The organism is Streptomyces sp. BHT-5-2, from assembly GCF_019774615.1.
Classification (GTDB): domain Bacteria; phylum Actinomycetota; class Actinomycetes; order Streptomycetales; family Streptomycetaceae; genus Streptomyces.
This window is the reverse complement of record NZ_CP081496.1, coordinates 2,465,999-2,485,325: the sequence shown is the minus strand read 5'-3', so window position 1 is coordinate 2,485,325 and position 19,327 is coordinate 2,465,999. Positions and strand designations below refer to the sequence as shown.

Below are 19,327 nucleotides of genomic sequence, written 5' to 3'. Positions count from 1 at the left end.
TCCTACTCACTGAGCGAGGGCGGACAGCGAAGACACCAGCGCCGCCGGAGTGGGCTGGGACTCCATCTCGTCCCGCAGTTTCCGTGCGGCGACCGCATGGGCGGGATCCGTGAGGAGTGAAGTGACGGCCGCACGAATCGCCCCCTCGTCCGCCTGGACATTGGACAGGGACCGGGCCGCACCGGCTCCGGCGATCCGGCCGGCGATCACTTCCTGATCCAGGCCGGTGTGGATGGCCAGCTGCGGCACTCCAGCCGTCAGAGCGGTCATGGCGCAGCCGGCGCCCCCGTGGTGGATGACCACGTCGCAGCCGGGCATCAGCAAATGCAACGGCGTGCGCTCCATCAGCCGCACACCGGGTGGCAGTGCTCCCGCGCGCTCCATCCGCTCGCGGTCGGCGCCCGCGAGCAGAACGAGGACCTCGGCGCCCAGCCCTGCGAGGGCGTTCACCACGCGAGGCACCGCGAACGAAACCGGCCCGTAGATGCCGCTGACGGAGGTCCCCCAAACCACGCACACCCGCGGTCCGGCAGAGCCGCTCTCGCCGTGCGGCAGCCGCGCTCCAGGACCGTTGTACGGCACATGACGGATGGACAGCCGCTCAGCCTTCAGGGGTGGTCGCGCGCTTGTGGGAGAGGGGTCGATCACGTGCTCATAGACGTGCGGCCCCATCTGCCCCACGCCGTGCCGGGGGAACGCCCCACTGGGGTCCATGGGCACGAAGCTCGCCCCCGGCGGTGCTCCCGGTACGTCGTCGTCCGGACCGACGGGCCCCCACAGCTGCAACACGGCGGGAATGTCCAGGACCTTCCCGACGAGCGGCCCCTCGAAGCTCATGATGTCGTGGACCACGAGATCGGGACGCCACCAGCGCGCGAAATCCACCGCGGCGTCACTGCTCCGAGTCGTGACACCGATGGCCCAGTCATGGTTCTCCTGGGACCACGCACTCATATCGAATTCATCGAGCGACTCAAGCGGTTTCCCGGTGAGCGGGTGCAGCGGGAGTTCCGAAAAGGGCCAGGAGCCGAATTCGGCCATGCGGAAGTTGTGCAGCCGGCCCCGCACCGTCATGTCCATAGCCTCGAGAACCGGAACCGGCATGAGTCCTGCGCCGCTTACCGGTTGCGTCTGGCATGGCGTACACATGACGTTCACCTCGTGCCCGGCCGCCTGCAACGCCCACCCCAGGGGCACCATAGAGGCCCAGTGCCCAGGCCAGTTGGACACGGTAAACAGAACCCGCACTCGAACTCCTTTCGAATGAGCGAAGCGATCCGCATCCGCCTCGTGAAGAAGAAGTCCCGACGGGAGCGGGGCAGACATCGACGTCGGCCTGATCACGGCGCCGAGCGGTACGGAAGTCCGGCACGGGGCACTGTTGCCGCTCCTCGGCCGGCGGACCGGAGTGCGCCGCCTGCACGTTCAGCATCGCGGCGGCAGGGGCGAATCCCACCCCCGCCGCGGCCTGAAGCCGGAATGGCGGTACCGAAAGCCCGTGATGGCCGACCGAGACACTACAGCGGAAGGTAATGACGAGTTTCTTCGCTCCGGCCCACAGAAAGCAACCACGTCAGTGCGTGAATTTCATAAAGATAACCAGGAGCAAGTCAGCAATCACAGAGGAATCCAAGGGGAATGCCAAGGAACCATAAATAGTGACACCGATCACAGAGGGGCGGATCAGCGGCTGGTGGCGCCCGCATCCCACATGTCCTGTAGTGACTGCCTGAGTCCGAAGCGCGGGGCGAAGCCCAGCAGGTCGCGGGCAAGTCGGATGTCGGCCTGGATCCAGTCGGCACCCAGGCCGCGCACGCCGCCGTGCCCCGGGCGGTCCTCCTCCGTGACGCCGGAATCCGGCAGGCCGGCGGCGGCGAGGCAGTGGGCGACCAGTTCCCGCATCGGCACCGCGATCCCGCTGCCGATGTTGAACACCCGTCCGCTGACCGGCCGTTCGGCGGCCAGCACGCACGCTTCGGCGACATCGCGCACATCGATCCAGTCGCGCCGTGCGTCGACGACGCGCACGGAGAGTTCGGCGCCCTGCCGCGCGGCGCACAGCCTGGGGAGGAGCTTGCCCGGGAAACCCGCCGGGGTCGGGTAGGGGCCGCAGGTGTTGACGAGCCGGAGCGCGACGCCGTCGACGCGGCCCGCGCTGGCCGCGTCGAGGATGGTCCTGGACGCGGCCAGCTTGGCGTCCGCGTAGGCGTTCGCGGGCCGCGGCTCGATCTCCTCGTGCAACGGGACCCCTGCCTGGCCGGGCCCGTATTCGTGGATGGTGCCGAGGTGGACCAGCCGGGGCCGCCCCGGGTTGCCCTCCAGGGCCGCGACCAGCGTGCGGGCCAGCCCCTCGTTGGCGGCCAGCAGTTCGGCCGCGCGGCCCGCGCCGCCGTCCGCGGCGCTGGTCAGGTCGGTGGCACCCGCCATGTCGGTGGCGTTGACCACGACGCTCGCGCGTACGTCCGCGTCCCGGAACAGCGCGTCCAGCTCGGCGGCGGACGCCGTGAGCAGGTCCAGGGGACGGAACATGTGCTCCGCCACGTGCGGGGCGGGCCGGCGGGCCACGACGACGACGCGGTAGCCGTGCCGGGCGAAGGCGGTACAGACGTGCCGTCCGATGCAGCCGGTGCCTCCCAGCACGACCGCGGTCGGGGGCCGGGACGGTGCGGGGTCCTGCATGGGTCCTCCGGAGGTGGGTGGGCGAGGAGAAGAAGGGGTGCCGGTGCCGGGGCCCGGGCTCAGCCGGCCGGCGCGGTCCGGCGGGCCCGCGCCTCGTACACCCCGTCCCCCTCGACGAGGCTGACCAGGTAGGACCCGTAGTCGGTGCTGGACTGCTCGGTACCGAGCCGGCGGCACTGCTCCGCGCTGATGTAGCCCATCCGGAAGGCGGTCTCCTCGACGCAGCCGATGCGTATGCCCTGGCGTTGTTCGAGGATCTGGACGTAGTGGCCGGCCTCCAGCAGGGAGTCGTGGGTGCCCATGTCGAGCCAGACGAACCCGCGGCCCAGCTCGGCCAGATGGGCCCGGCCCTGTGCCAGATACGCCTTGTTCAGATCGGTGATCTCCAGCTCGCCGCGGTCGGAGGGGACCAGTTCCTGGGCCATCCGGACCACCTCGTTGCTGTACATGTACAGGCCGGTGACCGCGATGTTGGAGACCGGGTCGGTGGGCTTCTCCGTCAGGCCCGTCAGCCGTCGGTCGGCGTCCAGTTCGGCGACGCCGTACCGCCAGGGGTCGTTGACCGGGTAGCCGAAGAGCGCGCAGCCGTCGAGGCGGGCGGCGGTGGTGCGCAGCAGCTCGGAGAAGCCGTGACCGTGGAAGACGTTGTCACCGAGGATCAGCGCCACGTCGTCGTCGCCGATGTGGTCGGCGCCGATGATGAACGCCTCGGCGATGCCGTTGGGTTCCTTCTGCTCCGCGTACTCCAGCCGGATGCCGAGCCGGGAGCCGTCGCCGAGCAGGTCGCGGAACATGTCCAGGTGAGCCGGCGAGGAGATCACCAGGATGTCCCGGATGCCGGCGAGCATGAGGACGGACAGGGGGTAGTAGATCATCGGCTTGTTGTAGACCGGGAGGATCTGCTTCGAGACCACTCCGGTCAGCGGCCTGAGCCGGGTGCCGCTGCCACCAGCGAGAATGATGCCCTTCATATGCCTGTCTCCGTCGGTGTCTGTGCAGTGCCTGTGTCGGTGTCTGTGACTGTGTCGGTTTCTGTGGCTGTACCTGTGCCTGCGGCCGCGGCCGCCGATGCCGATGCGGATGCGGATGCGGATGCGGTGACGTCAACTTCCTGTCTGAAGTCACCAGTTCGACCGCCGACTCCTCCCCGCACGTGGGCGAGCCGCGGCGGGTCAGCGGGTGGCGTCCGCGCGGTTCAGCGCCGTGCCAGGTGCTCGACGGTGCCCAGGACCTCGGCGGGTGACGGCATCCGGGCGATTTCCTGGGCCAGTGCCTGGGCCCGGTCGGCGTAGGACGGGGCGGAGAGCAGCTCGCGGATGCCGTTGCCGACGCTGTCGGTGCTCACCTCGTCCGGAAGCAGGGTGATCGCGGCGCCGTACTCGGCGACGAGCCGGGCGGCCGTGTGCATCTTCTTCTCCTGTGGCATCAGCAGCTGCGGGACCCCCGAGAGCGCGGCCGTCAGGCCGGGCAGGCCGGGCACGCCACCGGCGTGGTGCACGATCAGGTCGCAGGTCGGCATCAGTACGTCCAGCGGGACCCAGCCCGCGCGGACGTCGCCGAACTCGGCGCGCAGCGCGTGAGCGACCTTCCGCGGCGCCGTGATGACGACCTCGGCGTCCAACTCGGCCAGCTGCCGCACCATGCCGCGGATCGGCTCGAAGTCGTCATCGAGGGCGGCCATGCGCCCGCCGGTGACGCACACCCGTCGGCGCTCGCCGCGGGTGTACATCCACGGCTCGGCCGGGCGCTGGGCATTGACGGGAACGTAGCGGATCTGCTGCGCGGGGGAGGCGTCCGCCGGGCGGATGCCGGGCGGACAGTTGTCGATCAGCAGGTCCGGTCCGGGAATCCGGTCGAGGCCCAGTTCGGCCAGCTCCGGCGCCAGTTCACCCTCGCTGCCGACGTGGATGCCCACGGTGTCCAGCACGGTCCAGGTGTGCCGGATCCACGGTACGGACAGCTCGTGGGCGAGGAGTGCCCCCGCGTACGCGTGCGGGCCGGTGACCACCACGTCCGGCCGCCAGGCCGCCGCCACCTCGCGCAGCCGGACGAGGGTTTCGGCGGCCAGCCGCCCGAGCCAGCGGCCGGTGTACCGGATGAACTCGGGGTGGTCCACGTCATCGGGGACCACCTCACGCTCGCCGGAGCGGCGGGTGGCCCTGATGTCGGGGATCGATGTGGTGGTCGTGGCGACGGTCGGCAGGCCGACGCCGGTGACCACCGGGGTCAGTTCCTTCGGCGTGGACATCAGCACCTGGTGCCCGTCGGCGCGCGCGGCGGTGGCGAGGGGGGCGACGGCGTAGATGTCGGACGGGGCCGGGCCCGCGACGAACAGCAGCCTCATGGGTGTTCCGGTCTCCTCCGTCGCCCGGACGGGCGACGCGCGGACTTCGGGTGGTCAGGGCATGGCGCCGTGCCGGTGGGGACGGCGCGGGGGGCCGCCCGGGGCGGCGCGCGGCGCGCCCGCTCGCGAACGCTCGGGAGAGCCGGACGGTCAGGTGAGCAGGTGCAGCTTCTCCACGCCCGTCACATTGGCCCCCGGCATGAACTCCGGGTCCCGCGCCGGGTCGCGGCGCAGCGCCGGGAAGCGGTCGAAGAGGATGTTCAGGGCGAGCACGCCTTCAAGGCGGGCCAGCGGCGCACCCATGCAGAAGTGCGCGCCTCTGCCGAACGAGAGGTGCTGGATGTTCTCCCGGTCGAGGTCGAAGGTGTGCGGGTCGCGGAACTGGCGCTCGTCGCGGGCCGCGGCGGCCGTCCACGTCATGACCACCGACCGCGGGGGGATCTCGGCGTCGCCGATCCGCGCCGCCGTAGTGGTCACCCGGCGCAGCGTGGACAGCGGGCTGAACAGCCGCAGCGACTCCTCGATCGCGGTGGGGATGCGGGCGCGGTCCCGGCGTACGGCCGCCATGGCCGAAGGGTGGGCGTCCAGGCACAGGATCGTGTTGCCCAGCAGCATCGTCGTGGTGATGTGCCCCGCCACCAGCAGGACCAGGGAGAAGTTGCCCACCTCGGCCGGGGACAGCCGCTCGCCGTCCACCTCGGCCTGGACGAGCCTGGTCAGCAGGTCCTCGCGCGGGGCGGCGCGGCGCTGTTCGACATGGTCGAGCAGGTAGTCGGAGAGGTTCCTGATCTGGGCGAGGGCCTCCTCGCGCTGCCGCTGCAGCTCCGGGGTGTCCTCGCCGGTGGAGAACGCCTGGTTGCTCTCCAGCAGCTTGCCGACCCACTCCTTGAACAGCGGGCGGTCGCTGCTGGGAACCCCGAGCAGTTCGGCGATGACGATGACGGGCAACGGGTGCGCCAGCACCTCCACGAGGTCGAACGAGTCGCCCGGCTCGACCGCGTCGAGCAGTTCGTGGGTGATCTCCTTGATACGGGGTTCGAGGCCGGCGACCACGCGGCGGGTGAACACCCCGCTGACGATCTTGCGCATCTTGGTGTGCTCGGGCGCGTCCATCGTCGTGAGGTTGCCGGGGAAGATCTGCCGTTGGCCTTCCGGCGCCAGCACGCTGAGGTCGGAGGAGAAGGTCTCCGGGTCGTTGAGCACCTGGAGCGCCTCCGCGTAGCCGTAGACGTTCCACAGCTGCTTGGCCTCGTCGTACGCGACGGGGGCCGGGGGGCGCTCACCGCGCATCCAGAACTGATCCGGGTGGAAGTTCCACTGCTGGGAGGACATGGGCACTTCGGTCCTTTCGGTTCGGAGGTGAGCATGGCGGGTGCGCCGACCCGGTGTCGGCCGTCCTCGGCGCGGAGCGAGCGCTTCGAGGTCGTCCGCGAACCGGGCCGGGGACGGCATGGCCCGCATCCCGGCGGCCGGTTCGCCCGCGGTGCCGAAGCCGATGCCCGCGCCGGGGCGCTTGCGGGCGGCGTGCCCAGGGCCGGAGGGACGCGCGGGCGATGCGCGACGCGCACACGTACACTGGGCGGCGGGTACTTGCCTGCCGACCGGTAAGTGGGTGTTCCGGCCCCAGCCGGGTGAGGACGGACCGAGGGAGAGAGCGTGGCCGGAAAAGGTACGAAGAAGGAGCGGGGGGACACCCGCAGGCGCATCCAGGACGTGGCCCTGGAGCTCTTTGTCCGAAACGGCTACGAGAAGACCTCGCTGCGTGAGATCGCGGAAATCCTGGAGGTCAGCAAACCCGCGATCTATTACCACTTCAAGTCGAAGGAGGACATTCTCCTCAGCATCTTCCAGGACCTGAGCCGCCCCGTCGACGACATCATCTCCTGGGGGCGCCAGCAGCCCCGGAACCTCGAGACCAAGCAGGAGATCCTGCGCCGCTACAGCGCCGCACTCGAAGCCTCCGTCCCGCTCGTCCGCTTCCTTCGGGAGAACGAGGCGACCCTGCGCGACCTCAAGGTCGGCAAGGAGTTCGGGCAGCAGATGACCGCCATCGGCGAGATGCTCACCGACTCGGACACCTCGCTCACCGACCAGCTGCGCTGTATGAGTGCCCTGCTGACCCTGCACTTCGGGACCTTCGCCCTGCCGAACATCGCCGGGGACGCCCAGGAGAAGCGGTCGGCGTTGCTGGAGATCACCATGGAGATGGTGGCGGCGGCGCACCCCGAAGGGGCCTGACGCGCCGGCAGGGCGGCGCGCCGGCCCGGTGGGCGCCGCCGCCCCGCTCAGGGCTTACGCGCGACGGCCGCGTACAGGTTGGAGCGCTCCTCGGCGGCGCCGGAGGCGCCGTCCGGGCGCCACTGGGGCGTGAACACCAGCCCGGGGTCGAGCAGTTCGAAGTCGCCGAGCAGCCTGCGGACCTCCTCGCCGGTGCGCGGCACGATCGGCGTGCGGCCGCTCCGCTGGAACATCTCGACCGTGTTCCGCATCGTCTCGGGGTCGTTGTCCCAGGTGAAGCAGGACAGCGCGAGATAGCTGCCGGAGGGCAGCGCCCGGCGGTAGGCCGCGGTGATGGCCCACGGGTCGTCCTCGTCGTGCAGGAACTGGGTCACGCCCAGCATCAGGAAGCCGACCGGCTGCGAGAAGTCGATCAGACGGCGGGTGGCCTCGGCGTTCAGGACGGCGTCCGGGTCACGCAGGTCCTCGCCCACCATCGCGGTGCGCTCGTCGCCGCGCAGGATCAGCTCGCTGTGCTCGATGGTGGCCCGCTCGTTGTCGACGTAGACCACCCGGCACTCGGGGGCGGCCTGCCGGGCGGTCTCGTGGACGTTGCCCATCACCGGCAGCCCGGAGCCCAGGTCGACGAACTGCCGGATGCCCCGGCCGACCATGAAGCGCACCACACGCTGGAGGAACTGCCGGTTGTGGCGGGACATGTCCCTGGCCGGCAGTACCGAGAGCACCTGGTCCCCCAGCTTCCGGTCGGCCTCGAAGTGGTGGGTGCCGCCCGCTATGTAGTCGTAGGCACGGGCTGCGCTGGGAACCTCACGGTCCATGCCCTCGGGAATCCAGTTCACGGTCGCGCTCATCGCACACTCCTCGATGCGGGTTCTGCTCGGTCTGTGTCTTCCTCGGCGGCGCGCCGCCGGATGCCGTCCAGCAGCCGCGCCTGCCGCAGCGGCGCGTCGTCGGCCGGCGCCCCGGCGCGCACGGCGGCGGCGAACGCCGCGACGGCGCTCGCCACCTGGTCCTCGGCGGGCAACCGGATCCGCTCCGTCCCCGAGGCGCGTGTCAGGCACACCACCGGTTCGTGGTCCGCGGGCGGGGTGAAGGCACGGTCGATGCGGATCCGGCCCTCGCTGCCGCACAGTTCGTACGTGGACCGGTAGGCGTGCTCCATGCCGAAGCTCAGCTGGGCGGTCACGCCCCCGTCCGCGGTCAGCAGCGCCGCACCGGAGGTCTCCACACGACGGCCGGGCCCCGCGGTCAGCACGGCACCGCGCACCGCGAGATCCGGCCCCAGGAAGTGCTGGGCGGCCCGCACGGGGTACACCCCCACGTCCGCCAGTGCTCCCCCGCCCAGGTCCGGGTCGTAGCGGATGTCGTCGTCGGGTAGTGGCGGGATGGTGAACGCCGCCTGGAAGGAGCGCAGTTGGCCGATCGCGCCGTCCTCGACCAGTGCGCGGACGGCCGCGTGCTGCCCGTGGTGCACGAACATCACGTTCTCCCGCAGCACCAGGCCCGCCGACCGGGCCGACGCCAGCAGCGCGGCGGCGCGCTCGGCGTCGTCGGCGAGCGGCTTCTCGACGAGGACGTGTTTGCCCGCCCGCAACGCGGCCTCGGTCCACCGCGCGTGCAGTGACGAGGGCAGGGGAACGTAGACGGCCTCCACGTCCGCGCGGTCGAGCAGCCGGTCGTAGCCGTGCACCGCCCGGCACCCGTAGGCGCGGGCCGCCTCCCGCGCACGGTCCGCGTCGCGGCTCGCCACCGCGACGATCTCGACGTCGGGGCAGGCCGCCATGGCGGGCAGCAGGCGCCGCCGGGCGATCGAGGCCAGGCCCATGACGGCGATCCGCACCGGTTCCATCAGCCCTGCTCCCCCATCGCGTTGAGACATGCGAGCAGGGTGCGGGCCTGGACGTTGAGGTAGTGCCCGTGCCGTACCAGGGAGGTCAGCTGGCCGGGGGTGACCCACTGGTAGCCAGGTGGCGGGTCCAGGGGTGCCTGGGACTCGTCCGCCTCGATGACCAGGTAGCGGCTCTCGGCGTTCAGGAAGCGGCCGCCCTCCTCGGAGTGCACGGCCTCGTACCGGATCCGCGACGGGTCGGCGTCGAGCACCGCGTCGAGGTACGGCGGGCGGTCCTCGGCCGGCAGGTGCCGGTAGTTCTCCGGGGTGTACTGAACGGTCGGCCCCAGTTCGACGGTGTCGAGGAAGCCGCCCTCGACCCGGGCGTGCGCCAGGACGTGCGGCACCCCGCCGATGGTGCGCCACAGGAAGGCCGCCACACCCCGGCCGACCGGCTCGAACAGTGGTTGGGTCCAGCCGGTCACCTCACGGTTGCCGGCCCGGACGGCCACCGCGACCACACGGAAGTAGCGGCCCTCGTCGTGCTCGATGGCGTCCGGGCCGCGCTTCCAGCGCGTGATGCCGTTCAGCGACACCCGCTCGGCGCTGACGGTGTGCCGCGAGCGCTCGCCGCAGAACCAGGACAGCAGTGCGGTGTCGGACAGACGGGCCTCGGTGCCGCCGGCGAGCGGGACACAGGACAGCACGGTCCGCGAGTCCATGTTCACCACGTTGTCCTGGTGCAACAGTTGGTTGATCTGCCCCAGGGTCAGCCAGCAGAAGTCGTCCAGCAGCGGCACCTCGCCGACCGCTTCGACGATCATGTTGCGGTTGCTCTTGCCGTGGAACCACGAGCCGTGCTCGGACTGTAGGACGTCGGCGAGGACCCGGCCGCGGCCGGCCCGGGTGAAGTACTCGATGTACTTCACGGCGGCGCCGCGGTGGACTCCGGTGTAGTTGCTCCGCGTGGCCTGCACGGTCGGGGACAGCTGGAGCAGGTTGGGGTTCCCCGGCTCCATCTTGGCCTGCATCAGGAAGTGCGGTACGCCGTCGAACTCCTTGACCAGCAGCCCGAGGATGCCCACTTCGGGCTGCTTGATGATGGGCTGCTGCCACTGCTGGCGCCGGTCGCCGTCCACGGCGGTGACGGACAGTCCCTCGACGGTGAAGAACTTCCCGCTGCGGTGGACCAGGTTGCCGGTACCGCCCTGGAAGGACCAGCCGTCCAACGCGTCGAAGGGCACCCGGTCGACCTGGAAGACGTTGGCCCGGGCCCGCTCGTCGAGCCAGGCTCGGACCTCGCCGGTGCGCAGCATCGCGCCCTCGGTCGCCGCGGCCGAGCGGGCCATGCGCCGTGCGGCGTCGCCGTCCGCACGGGGCGTCAGAGTCCTGGAGTCGTTGGGGGTGGCACTGGTGTGTGGCAGCATGAGCCAACTTTCCGTGTGGCACGGGCGATTGACGGTCGGACGGGCTTACGCGTCCGTGGCCGGCGGCTCTCGCCACCAGCCCGGGTTGTCCCGGTACCAGGCGACCGTGTCGGCCAGGCCCTGGTCGAAGGGGATCCGGGGTGTGTACCCCAGCTCCTCGCGGATCTTGGTCTCGTCGAGGGCGTAGCGCAGGTCGTGCCCCTTGCGGTCGGCGACCCGGCGCACCATCGACGCGTCGGCGCCGCACAGTTCGAGGAGCCGTTCGGTGATGGCGAGGTTGGTGCGCTCGTTGCCGCCGCCGACGTTGTAGACCTCGCCGGCCCGGCCGTTGTTGAGGACGAGATGGAGGGCCCGGCAGTGGTCGTCGACGTGCATCCACTCGCGGACGTTGCGGCCGTCCCCGTACAGCGGGACCGGCCTGCCCTCCAGCAGGTTGGTGATGAACAGCGGGATGAGCTTCTCCGGGTGCTGGTACGGCCCGTAGTTGTTGGAACACCGGGTGACGGAGACGTCCACGCCGTGGGTGCGCCAGTACGAGCGGGCGACCAGGTCGGAGCCCGCCTTGGAAGCGGCGTACGGGGTGTTGGGCAGCAGCGGCCATTCCTCGGTCCAGGCGCCCTCCTCGATGGAGCCGTAGACCTCGTCCGTGGAGACGTGCACCACCCGCTCGACGCCGGTCGCCAGCACCGCGTCCAGCAGTGCCTGGGTGCCCAGCACGTTGGTGCGGAAGAACTCGGCGGCCCCGGTGATGGAGCGGTCGACGTGCGACTCGGCGGCGAAGTGCACCACCGCGTCGTGCCCGGGCAGCACCTCGCGCAGCAGGGCGCTGTCGCACACGTCGCCCTGGACGAACGTCAGGCGCGGGTGCGAGGCGGGGAGGCTGGCCCGGTTGCCCGCGTAGGTGAGCTTGTCCAGGACCGTGACCCTGGCCCCCTCCCAGCCGGCGTACCGGTCGTCGAGGAGGGAGCGGACGAAGTGCGAGCCTATGAAGCCGGCCCCGCCGGTGATCAGGATTCTCATGCGGCCACCTTGGAAAGGGAGTTGCTCGCCGACCGCGCGAGGGGCGCGCGGCCGGCCGACGGGCCGGTCATCCGAGGAAGTCGGCGACGGTACGGGCGGCGGGGCGGCGGTGCTCCAGGTCCTGCCAGCGGTCCGAGAAGGCGTTGCGGGTGAACTTGGGCACCCGCATCAGTTCGTGCGGGAAGCCCATCGGCACCTGGCTCAGCTCGTCCAGCCGCCTGGTCTGCGCCTCGTCGAGGCGGACGTCGAGGCAGGCCAGGGTGTCCGCGAGCTGGGACTCCCGGGTGGCGCCGAGGATGGGCAGCGGCTGTGCGGGGCGGCCGCGCAGCCAGGCCAGCGCGACCTGCGCCGGGGTCCAGCCGCTCTCCTCGGCGATCCTGACGACCTCGCGGACGACCGCGGTGTCCCGTTCACTGTCGCCGGCCCAGTTCTCCACACTCAGGCGCCCGCTCTCGCTGCGGAGGTACTTGCCGGTCAGCCGGCCCTCCGCCAGCGGGCCCCAGGCGAACACGCTGACGTCGCACGCCCCGGCCATGGGAAGCAGGTCGCGTTCCGGGGTGCGCTCCAGGAGGTTGTAGCGCACCTGGATCCCGGCGAAGGCCGACCAGCCGCGCAGCTCGGCGAGCATGTTGGCCCGCGAGACCTCCCAGGCCGGCCAGTTGGAGGCGCCGACGTAGAGGATCTTGCCGGCCCGGATCTGGTCGTCGAGCGCCCGCATGACCTCCTCGACCGGGGTGAAGGGGTCGCGGGCGTGCAGCCAGAGCAGGTCGATCCGGTCGGTGCGCAGCCGGCGCAGGCTGGTCTCCAGCGAGCTGACCAGGTTCTTCCGGTGGTTTCCCGCGGAGTTGACGTCCCCCGGCCGGGTCATCGCGTTGTACTTCGTCGCCAGGACGAAGCGGTCGCGCCGCCCTGCCAGCACCTCGCCGACGCAGCGCTCCGACAGTCCGCCGCCGTAGACGTTGGCGGTGTCGACGAAGTTGCCGCCGGCCTCGGCGTACTGGTCGACCAGCCGGGACGCCACCGGGGTGGTGGCCCCCCACTCGCCCTCGCCGAACGTCCCGGCGCCCAGGCACAGTTCCGACACCCGTAGCCCGGTCTTTCCCAACATCGTGTACTTCATCGTCGCGTGGCCCTCTCCCTCGGCGCTCCGGCTCCCGTTCCGTCGGCTGTGCTCAGGCCCCGTACGGGCGCTTGTCGCGGGCCTCGCGCAGGGCCAGCGCCCACCAGGTGAGCTGGTCCAGCAGGGTCTTGGCGGCCGCGGCGGCGCCCTCGGCGTCCCTGGGCGTGCCGTTCTCGTCGAAGGCGGCGGCACCGCCGTGGAAGCTGACGGTGTCCCGGATACCGACGGCGTGCAGCTCCGCGAAGACCAGCCGGAGCTGCTCGACGGCGCGCAGCCCGCCGGAGAAGCCGCCGTAGCAGACGAACCCGACCGGCTTGGCCCGCCACTCCACCAGGTGCCAGTCGATGGCGTTCTTCAGGACGGCCGGGAAGCTGTGGTTGTACTCCGGCGTCACCACGACGAAGGCGTCCGCCGCGGCGATGCGCGGGCGGATCGTGTCCAGGACCGCGGTCATCTCGGGCGAGGGCTCACGGGTGGGGCCGGCCGTTCCCAGCGGGACGTCGGCGAGGTCGATGACGTCCACGTCGAGGTCGGTGCGGTGCGCCGTCTGGGCGGCGACCCAGTCGGTCACGGTGGGGCCGAACCGGCCGTCGCGGACACTGCCGGTGATGACGGCGAGGCGGATGGGCTGTTCGGACATGGCGTCGAACTCCTTCTGGAATGAGGCGAACCGGGAAGAGAACCAAGGGTGGGAAGGGGCGGGTCAGGTGTCCGCTGCCACGCCGGCGCGGGCGCCCGAGGCGGCCGGGGCCGGCCGCGACCAGCGGCGCATCGCGGGCCGTTCGAGGAGCGCGTACAGCCCCCACGCCAGGAGCACCGACACCGCGAAGCAGCCGGCGAGGAAGGCGAGGCCGGCCGGGGCGCCCCAGGCCGGGCCGGCGGGCTGCCCGAAGATGTTGGGCTGCGAGCCGAAGATCCGGTGCCCGTACGTCAGCACCAGGGAGTGGACGAGGTAGAAGGCGAAGGAGATCTCACCGAGCCAGACGAACGTCCGGGTGCTCAGCCAGGTCCGGCGCCCCCTGACGTCCGCCGCGGCGGCGGCCGGGATGAGCAGCGCGAGCGGGACGATCGTGACGGCCGCGTAGTTGTAGAGCTGGTTGAACGTCACGAAGACCGGCAGCAGGTAGGCGGCCACGGCCAGCAGGCCGGCCGGCAGCAGGCCGAGCCCGGGCCACCGGCCGGTCAGCAGGATGCGGGCCATGAACATCCCGAGCAGGAACTCCAGCAGGCGGCTGAGCGGGAAGACGTAGACGAACCAGATCTGCGTCCACGACAGCGGCAGGAAGGAGTAGTGCGGGGTGCTGGGCAGCAGGTGCTGGGCGATGACCGGCAGGAGGAGGACCAGCGCCGCGGCGCCCGCCGCCCCGTACCACAGCCGGTTCGGCCGGACCTTGTTCACCAGCCGGATCAGCAGCGGGAACGCCAGGTAGAAGAGCATCTCCACGGACAGGGACCAGCTGACCGTGTTGGCGGTCTCCACGTAGGAGACGTCCGGCAGCCAGGCGTGCAGCAGGAACAGGTTGGCGAGCGTCTGCGGGAACGCGATCTGCGCGCTGACCAGGGACATCAGCACGAGGGCGGCGGCGAAGGTCACCACGTGGTTGGGGACGATCTTGAAGAAGCGGCGCCGCCAGAACCCCCGGGTGGTGTCCCCGGTCCGCGCCGACCAGGTGAGCACGAACCCGCTGAGGAGGAAGAAGAACGACACGCCGACGGCCCCCGCGTTCCCGAAGAACGTGAAGTAGTCGGCCGCCACGGCCTGGTCCTTGAAGACCCCGGTGCTCGCCCCGTGGACGGCGAACACCAGGGCAGCGGCGATGAACCGCAGTCCGGTGAGTGAGGGGAGCCTGGACGTGGTGATCGGTTGCGCGGTCACAGGGGCGCCTTCCATGGTCGGGGACGGTGCGGGTCAGCGTGGTGGGCGGCGGCGGGAGCCGGCCGCGACGAGGCCGCCCAGTGCGATCAGCAGGCCCGCGGCGGCGACCGCGGCGACCATCAGCAGGGGCGGGCGGTACGCGGCGGCGAGCGCGTCGGCCCCGGCCGCCCGCCCGGGGTGGCCGGCGGCCAGCAGCGCCGACACCGAACCCAGCATCAGCACCGCGCCGAACTGCACGGCGGTCTGGTACAGGGCGATGGCGGTACCCCGCTGCTCCGCCGGAACGCTCCCGCCCGCCTGCGTGTTCAGGGCCACGAACGCGAAGACGAAGCCCGCCCCGACCAGCGCCGTGACGGGCAGCAGACCGGTCGGGTACGGCGCGTCCAGGGCGGCCGTGCGCAGCGCCAGCGCGTCGCCGGCGCACGCGGCGGCGGCGCCCAGCGCGATCAGCCGGGGTGTGCCGAAGCGCCGCACCAGCGGCCCCGAGCGCAGCGCGGAGACCGCGAGCGGAACGCAGGCCGGCAGGAAGGCCAGCGCGGTCTGCCACGGTGTCCAGCCCCGGACCGTCTGAAGCCGGAACGTGACGATGAACAGCAGCCCCAGGAACGTGCCGTTGAGCACCGCCGCGCCGAACGCCGACCGCATCAGCCGCCCGTTGCGCAGCAGCCGGCGCAGCGGCACGGCGGGCGACGGGACGCGCCTGCCGTCGCGGGGGATGTACCGCACGCCGAGCAGGAGCAGCAGCAGCGCCACGGGGGCCGGGAAGAGGAAGACCCAGCGCCAGCCGGCCGGTGTCAGCAGGCCGGAGAGCAGGAGTCCGGCCGTGAAGCCGACGGCTCCGAAGAACGAGTAGACCGAGATCGCCCGGCTGCGCTCGGGGCCTTCGCGGAAGGTCGTGGTGATGATGGCCAGCCCGGTGGGGGCGGTGAGCGCGGCGCACACGCCCTTGACGACCCGGGTGACTGTCAGCACCACCGGGTCGGTGGCCAGGCCGCCCGCCAGGGAGGCGGCGGTGAACGCGAGCAGCGCGGCGAGGTAGACCGGTCGCCGTCCCAGCGCGGTGGTCAGCCGGGCGCCGGGGATCAGCGCCGCGCCGAAGCCGAGCGCGAAACCGCCCATCACCCACTGTGTGGCCCACGTTGAGAGGTGGAAGGCGTGGCCGATCGTCGGCAGGGTGACGAGGACGACCGAGACTTCGAGCGCGTCGATGAGCATGTTGCCCGCGAGGACGCTCAGCAGCAGCCACTGGCCCGGCCGCCAGCGGACGGGGCCCTGCCCCGCGTGGGTCGCCGGGGCCGAGGGTGAGGAGGAGGCCGAAGCCTGCGCCATGGAGATGCACCGCCAGGGGTTCGGTCGGGACGGGGCCGGCCGCGATGCGGGGGATCATCGCGACCGGCCGGTCGGGGGCGCGGCGCACGGTCGGGCGCCGCGGGGCGGACGTCAGCCCAGCAACGTGCCACCGCTGGCGTCGATGAAGGCACCGGTGATCCAGCGGGCGTCGTCCGAGGCGAGGAAGGCCACCACGTCGCCGACGTCCCTGGGCTCGGCCACCCGGCCGAAGGTGGACATCTGGGCCATCTGCTCCACGGCCTCCGGGATGTCGAACACCGGGCTGCCGTTGTTGGTGATGCCCGGGGCGACGCTGTTGACGGTGATGCCGCGCGGGCCGAGGTGCTTGGCGAAGTGCAGCGCGAGCTGTTCGACGGCCCCCTTGGTCATCGAGTACGCCACTTCCTGCGGGTTGGCGAAGCGGGTGAGCCCGGAGGAGATGTTGATGACGCGGCCGCCGTCGGGCATGAGGGTGAGGGCACGCTGCAGGACGAAGAACGGCGCCTTGGCGTTGACGGCGACCAGCCGGTCGAAGAGTTCGGGGGTGACCTCTTCGGGGGCGACCCCGCCCATGATCGCGGCGTTGTTGACCAGGATGTCCAGGGCGGTGCCGCCGGTACGTTCCTTCAGGCCGCTCTCCAGGGCCCCGAACAGCGTGTCGACATCGCCCGCGACGCCCAGTTCGGCCTGGACGGCGAACGCCTTGCCACCGGCCGCCTCGATGGCGGCGACGGTCTCCTGGGCGGCCTCGGCCCGGGAGGCGTAATGCACGGCGACGAGCGCGCCCTCGCGCGCCAGGCGCTCGGCGGTCGCCCGCCCGATGCCCCGGCTCGAACCGGTCACGAGTGCCGTCTTGCCCGCGAGCTTGGTCACGGTGTCCTCCTGTAGGGATGTGGTGTGGTGGGGCCTGGGGGGGGGAAGTCCCGGCCGGCCGCCCGAAGGGCGGGCCGGTTCAGGCCCGGTGTCGTGGTGCCGGCGTGCCGGTGCCCGGGTCCGGCGCGCCGAACCAGCGGCGCAGGGCCGCGTCCAGGTCGGCCGGTGTGCCGTCGATCCAGGCGAGGTGGCCGTCCGGGCGGACCAGTGCCGCGCCGAACTCCGGGCCCTGGCAGCCGGGTTCGGCCTCGGCCCGGACGTGGGTCACACGGCCGTCCGCCCACCGCCGCGCGGCCGCGGCGAGCGCGGGGTCTTTGCCGAGATCCAGCAGGACGCCCCGGCCGGACCGCAGCAACCCGAGGGTGCCGGCCGGTCCGGCCGCCGTGCGCAGCCGGTACGCGGGCAACCGGGCGCCCAGCAGCGGGTGTTCGCCTTCGCCGCCACCCGCCATGTCGTAGCGGACGTCCAGTCCGCTGATCATGCCCGCCAGGTGGGCGCGCGCTTCCGGCAGCCCGATCAGCTGGCGGAAGACCGACCGCAGCTCCTCGACGTCCTGGCCGCCCAGGAGCAGCAGCGCCTGGGCGGCGATGTTGCCCAGTACCCGCCGCCCCACGGGGTGGCGCTCGGCGTGGTAGCTGTCGAGCAGTCCGGTGCCGCGCAGGTGCGCGGCGAGCTTCCAGCCGAGGTTGACGGCGTCCTGGAGGCCCAGGTTGAGCGCCTGGCCGCCCACGGGCATCTGCCGGTGGGCGGCGTCCCCGGCCAGCAGGACGCGGCCCAGGCGGTACTGGGAGACCTGCCGGCGCGCGTTGCCGAAGGCGTTCAGCCACACCGGTGTGCCGCCGGAGATGTCCTCGCCGGTGATGTCCGCCCACAGGCGGGCCACCTCCTCGAAGGAAGGAGCCTCGGTGCGGGGCCGGGCGGGGGTGCCGTAGCCGTGGGCCATGACCCGGGTGATGCCCGTGGGGCCGCGGGAGGCGATGGCCAGGCCGCGGGGGTGCCGTTCGAAACGGCGGTTGGGAACGTCGATTCCGGCGATGTCGGCCCGCAGCAGCTCCTTGGTCGCGTCCTCCCCGGGGAACGGGAAGCCGGCCAGCCGCCGGACGGTGCTCTCCTCGCCGTCGCACCCGACGACGTACTGCGCGCGGAGGCGGCGCGACGTCGGGCCACCGCCGCCCGCCGGTGGCGGCACCGCCGCCTCCACCTCCACCTCGACGTGGTCACCATGGTCGGTGATGCCCACCACCCGGTGTCCACGGCGCAGCTCGGCGCCCAGTCCCGTGGCCCATCCGGCGAGGAGCTCCTCGGTCCGGGCCTGGGGCACCTTCCACTGCCCCGGGTAGGGGCCGGGCAGCGTGAGGTCCAGCGGGATGCCTCCGAAGTGACCGGGACCGCCGTTCGGCGGATCGCCCAACTCCTCGACGAGTCCCCGCTGTTCGAGTATCTCCATGGTGCGGGCGTGGAGGGTGGACGCCCGGGACTCCGTGGTCGGCGCGGCCAGCTGTTCCAGCACGGTGACACCGGCCCCGCCGAGCCGCAGCTCGCCGGCGAGCATCAGCCCGACGGGGCCCGCGCCCACCACGACGACCTGGGTGTCGATGCCCGGTGCCGTCATGGCCGGCGACGCCGTTCGGCGTGGTCCTTGGCGTGGCCGAGGGTGGCCCGGCTGTTGGCGCCCAGCGCCCCGCGCAGGTACTCCCGGGCCTCCGCGACTCCGGCGTCCGGCCCGAGAACGGCGGAGATGTTGTCGGTGTTGACGGTCACCGTGTGCTGCGAGGTGGCGATGACGGTGCCGGCCTCCTCGTGGAACGTCCAGCGGCCGGTGTGCAGCGTCATCAGCGCGGGCAACGTGGTCTGCTTGTAGGCGATCTTGTGGTGCGGGAGGCAGACCCGGTACGACCTGGTCGTGTGCGTGGAGCCGTCCTTGGCACGGGTGTCCATCTCCAGGGTCTGCAGCCCGGGGGTGTCCTCCTCCAGGCGTACGGACGCCACGTGCGGCAGCCGCTCGGACCAGAGCTGGGCCTCGTCGATGAACGCGTAGACGTCCTCGGCGGAACCGTCGACGCGCACACTGTCCTCGAACGAGAAGGTCAGCTCCCGGCGGGCGTGCACCTGCTCGATGTTGACGCGCAGCGCCGCCAGTTCCGAGCGCGAGTTGCGGTCGACCGCGCGGTCGATCCACGCCAGACCCTCGGGGTCGTCGTCCACGGCCCGGTAGTCGTGCAGGAGCCGCACCCGGGACTTCTCGGGAGCGAGCTCCTCGATGATCCACGCCCCGCCCATGGATGCCACCGGAGGGGCGGACACCTCCTGGCGGAAGTCGATGCGCCGGGCCACGGGGTCGAGCGTGCGGCGCGAGGTCCAGCTCTTGGCCTCGTCGCCGGCGGTGGCCCAGATCCGGATGCGCTCCTGGTTCCCGGTGCTTTCCAGCTGTTCGACGTGGATGGTGGGCGGGAAGATCTGCGGCCAGTTCCCGACCTCGGCGAGCAGCCGGTAGACGTCGGCGGCCGGGGCCGAGATCGTGATGTCGTGCTCCACTTCGCGCAGAGCGGTCTGCGGCATGTGCTGTCTCCTTCTTGGCTGCTCCGTGCGGCGG

At 71.8% G+C, this 19,327-nt stretch carries 17 protein-coding genes; 1 reads left to right on the top strand and 16 read right to left on the bottom strand.

Translation table 11 applies throughout. The features are described from left to right. Positions 1–6: 6 nt before the first annotated feature. The 5 genes from K2224_RS11065 to K2224_RS11045 form a co-directional block, all read right to left on the bottom strand. Positions 7–1,248, bottom strand: coding sequence for a nucleotide disphospho-sugar-binding domain-containing protein (locus tag K2224_RS11065; RefSeq protein WP_221906395.1), 1,242 nt, complete (start codon positions 1,246–1,248; stop codon positions 7–9). 435 nt (positions 1,249–1,683) lie between these two features. Next, the gene (locus K2224_RS11060) at positions 1,684–2,679 is read right to left on the bottom strand and encodes an NAD(P)-dependent oxidoreductase (RefSeq protein WP_221906394.1); all 996 of its coding nucleotides are present in this window, start codon (positions 2,677–2,679) and stop codon (positions 1,684–1,686) included. 59 nt (positions 2,680–2,738) lie between these two features. Further along, positions 2,739–3,650 carry a glucose-1-phosphate thymidylyltransferase RfbA gene (rfbA, locus tag K2224_RS11055; RefSeq protein WP_221906393.1) on the bottom strand — a complete coding sequence of 304 codons (912 nt, stop codon included), beginning with the start codon at positions 3,648–3,650 and terminating at the stop codon, positions 2,739–2,741. A 224-nt stretch (positions 3,651–3,874) separates the two neighbouring features. After that, positions 3,875–5,023 carry a nucleotide disphospho-sugar-binding domain-containing protein gene (locus K2224_RS11050; RefSeq protein ID WP_221906392.1) on the bottom strand — a complete coding sequence of 383 codons (1,149 nt, stop codon included), beginning with the start codon at positions 5,021–5,023 and terminating at the stop codon, positions 3,875–3,877. A 150-nt stretch (positions 5,024–5,173) separates the two neighbouring features. Next, positions 5,174–6,355: a cytochrome P450 gene (locus K2224_RS11045; RefSeq protein WP_260692512.1), complete on the bottom strand. Its 1,182-nt coding sequence runs from the start codon at positions 6,353–6,355 to the stop codon at positions 5,174–5,176. Positions 6,356–6,679: 324 nt separating this feature from the next. On the opposite strand from K2224_RS11045, the gene K2224_RS11040 reads away from it, so the two are divergent. Then, entirely contained in the window at positions 6,680–7,261 is a 582-nt protein-coding gene (locus K2224_RS11040) for a TetR/AcrR family transcriptional regulator (RefSeq protein ID WP_221906390.1), read from the top strand. A 47-nt stretch (positions 7,262–7,308) separates the two neighbouring features. Here K2224_RS11040 and K2224_RS11035 read toward each other — a convergent pair whose 3' ends face one another. The 11 genes from K2224_RS11035 to K2224_RS10985 form a co-directional block, all read right to left on the bottom strand. Beyond that, positions 7,309–8,112 (bottom strand): SAM-dependent methyltransferase, encoded by an 804-nt coding sequence (locus K2224_RS11035; protein ID WP_221906389.1) that lies wholly within the window; start codon positions 8,110–8,112, stop codon positions 7,309–7,311. After that, positions 8,109–9,140, bottom strand: coding sequence for a Gfo/Idh/MocA family protein (locus K2224_RS11030; RefSeq protein WP_260692510.1), 1,032 nt, complete (start codon positions 9,138–9,140; stop codon positions 8,109–8,111). The genes K2224_RS11035 and K2224_RS11030 overlap by 4 nt, the downstream gene beginning before the upstream one ends. Continuing rightward, positions 9,110–10,516 carry an NDP-hexose 2,3-dehydratase family protein gene (locus K2224_RS11025; protein ID WP_221906388.1) on the bottom strand — a complete coding sequence of 469 codons (1,407 nt, stop codon included), beginning with the start codon at positions 10,514–10,516 and terminating at the stop codon, positions 9,110–9,112. Before K2224_RS11025 ends, K2224_RS11030 begins: the two co-directional genes overlap by 31 nt. A gap of 45 nt (positions 10,517–10,561) precedes the next feature. Then, the gene (rfbB, locus tag K2224_RS11020) at positions 10,562–11,536 is read right to left on the bottom strand and encodes a dTDP-glucose 4,6-dehydratase (protein WP_221906387.1); all 975 of its coding nucleotides are present in this window, start codon (positions 11,534–11,536) and stop codon (positions 10,562–10,564) included. A 67-nt stretch (positions 11,537–11,603) separates the two neighbouring features. Next, positions 11,604–12,656, bottom strand: a complete 1,053-nt coding sequence (locus tag K2224_RS11015) for an aldo/keto reductase (protein ID WP_221906386.1) — start codon at positions 12,654–12,656, stop codon at positions 11,604–11,606. A gap of 52 nt (positions 12,657–12,708) precedes the next feature. Continuing rightward, positions 12,709–13,296: an NADPH-dependent FMN reductase gene (locus tag K2224_RS11010; protein ID WP_221906385.1), complete on the bottom strand. Its 588-nt coding sequence runs from the start codon at positions 13,294–13,296 to the stop codon at positions 12,709–12,711. Between the two features lie 63 nt (positions 13,297–13,359). Further along, entirely contained in the window at positions 13,360–14,532 is a 1,173-nt protein-coding gene (locus tag K2224_RS11005; RefSeq protein ID WP_260692509.1) for an acyltransferase, read from the bottom strand. Positions 14,533–14,565: 33 nt separating this feature from the next. After that, a complete protein-coding gene (locus K2224_RS11000; RefSeq protein ID WP_221906383.1) occupies positions 14,566–15,861 on the bottom strand; it encodes an MFS transporter in 1,296 nt (431 codons plus the stop codon). A 111-nt stretch (positions 15,862–15,972) separates the two neighbouring features. Continuing rightward, a complete protein-coding gene (locus K2224_RS10995) occupies positions 15,973–16,734 on the bottom strand; it encodes an SDR family oxidoreductase (RefSeq protein ID WP_221906382.1) in 762 nt (253 codons plus the stop codon). A 79-nt stretch (positions 16,735–16,813) separates the two neighbouring features. After that, positions 16,814–18,346, bottom strand: coding sequence for an FAD-dependent monooxygenase (locus K2224_RS10990; RefSeq protein WP_221906381.1), 1,533 nt, complete (start codon positions 18,344–18,346; stop codon positions 16,814–16,816). Further along, entirely contained in the window at positions 18,343–19,293 is a 951-nt protein-coding gene (locus K2224_RS10985) for an aromatase/cyclase (protein WP_221906380.1), read from the bottom strand. The genes K2224_RS10990 and K2224_RS10985 overlap by 4 nt, the downstream gene beginning before the upstream one ends. Positions 19,294–19,327: the final 34 nt, after the last annotated feature.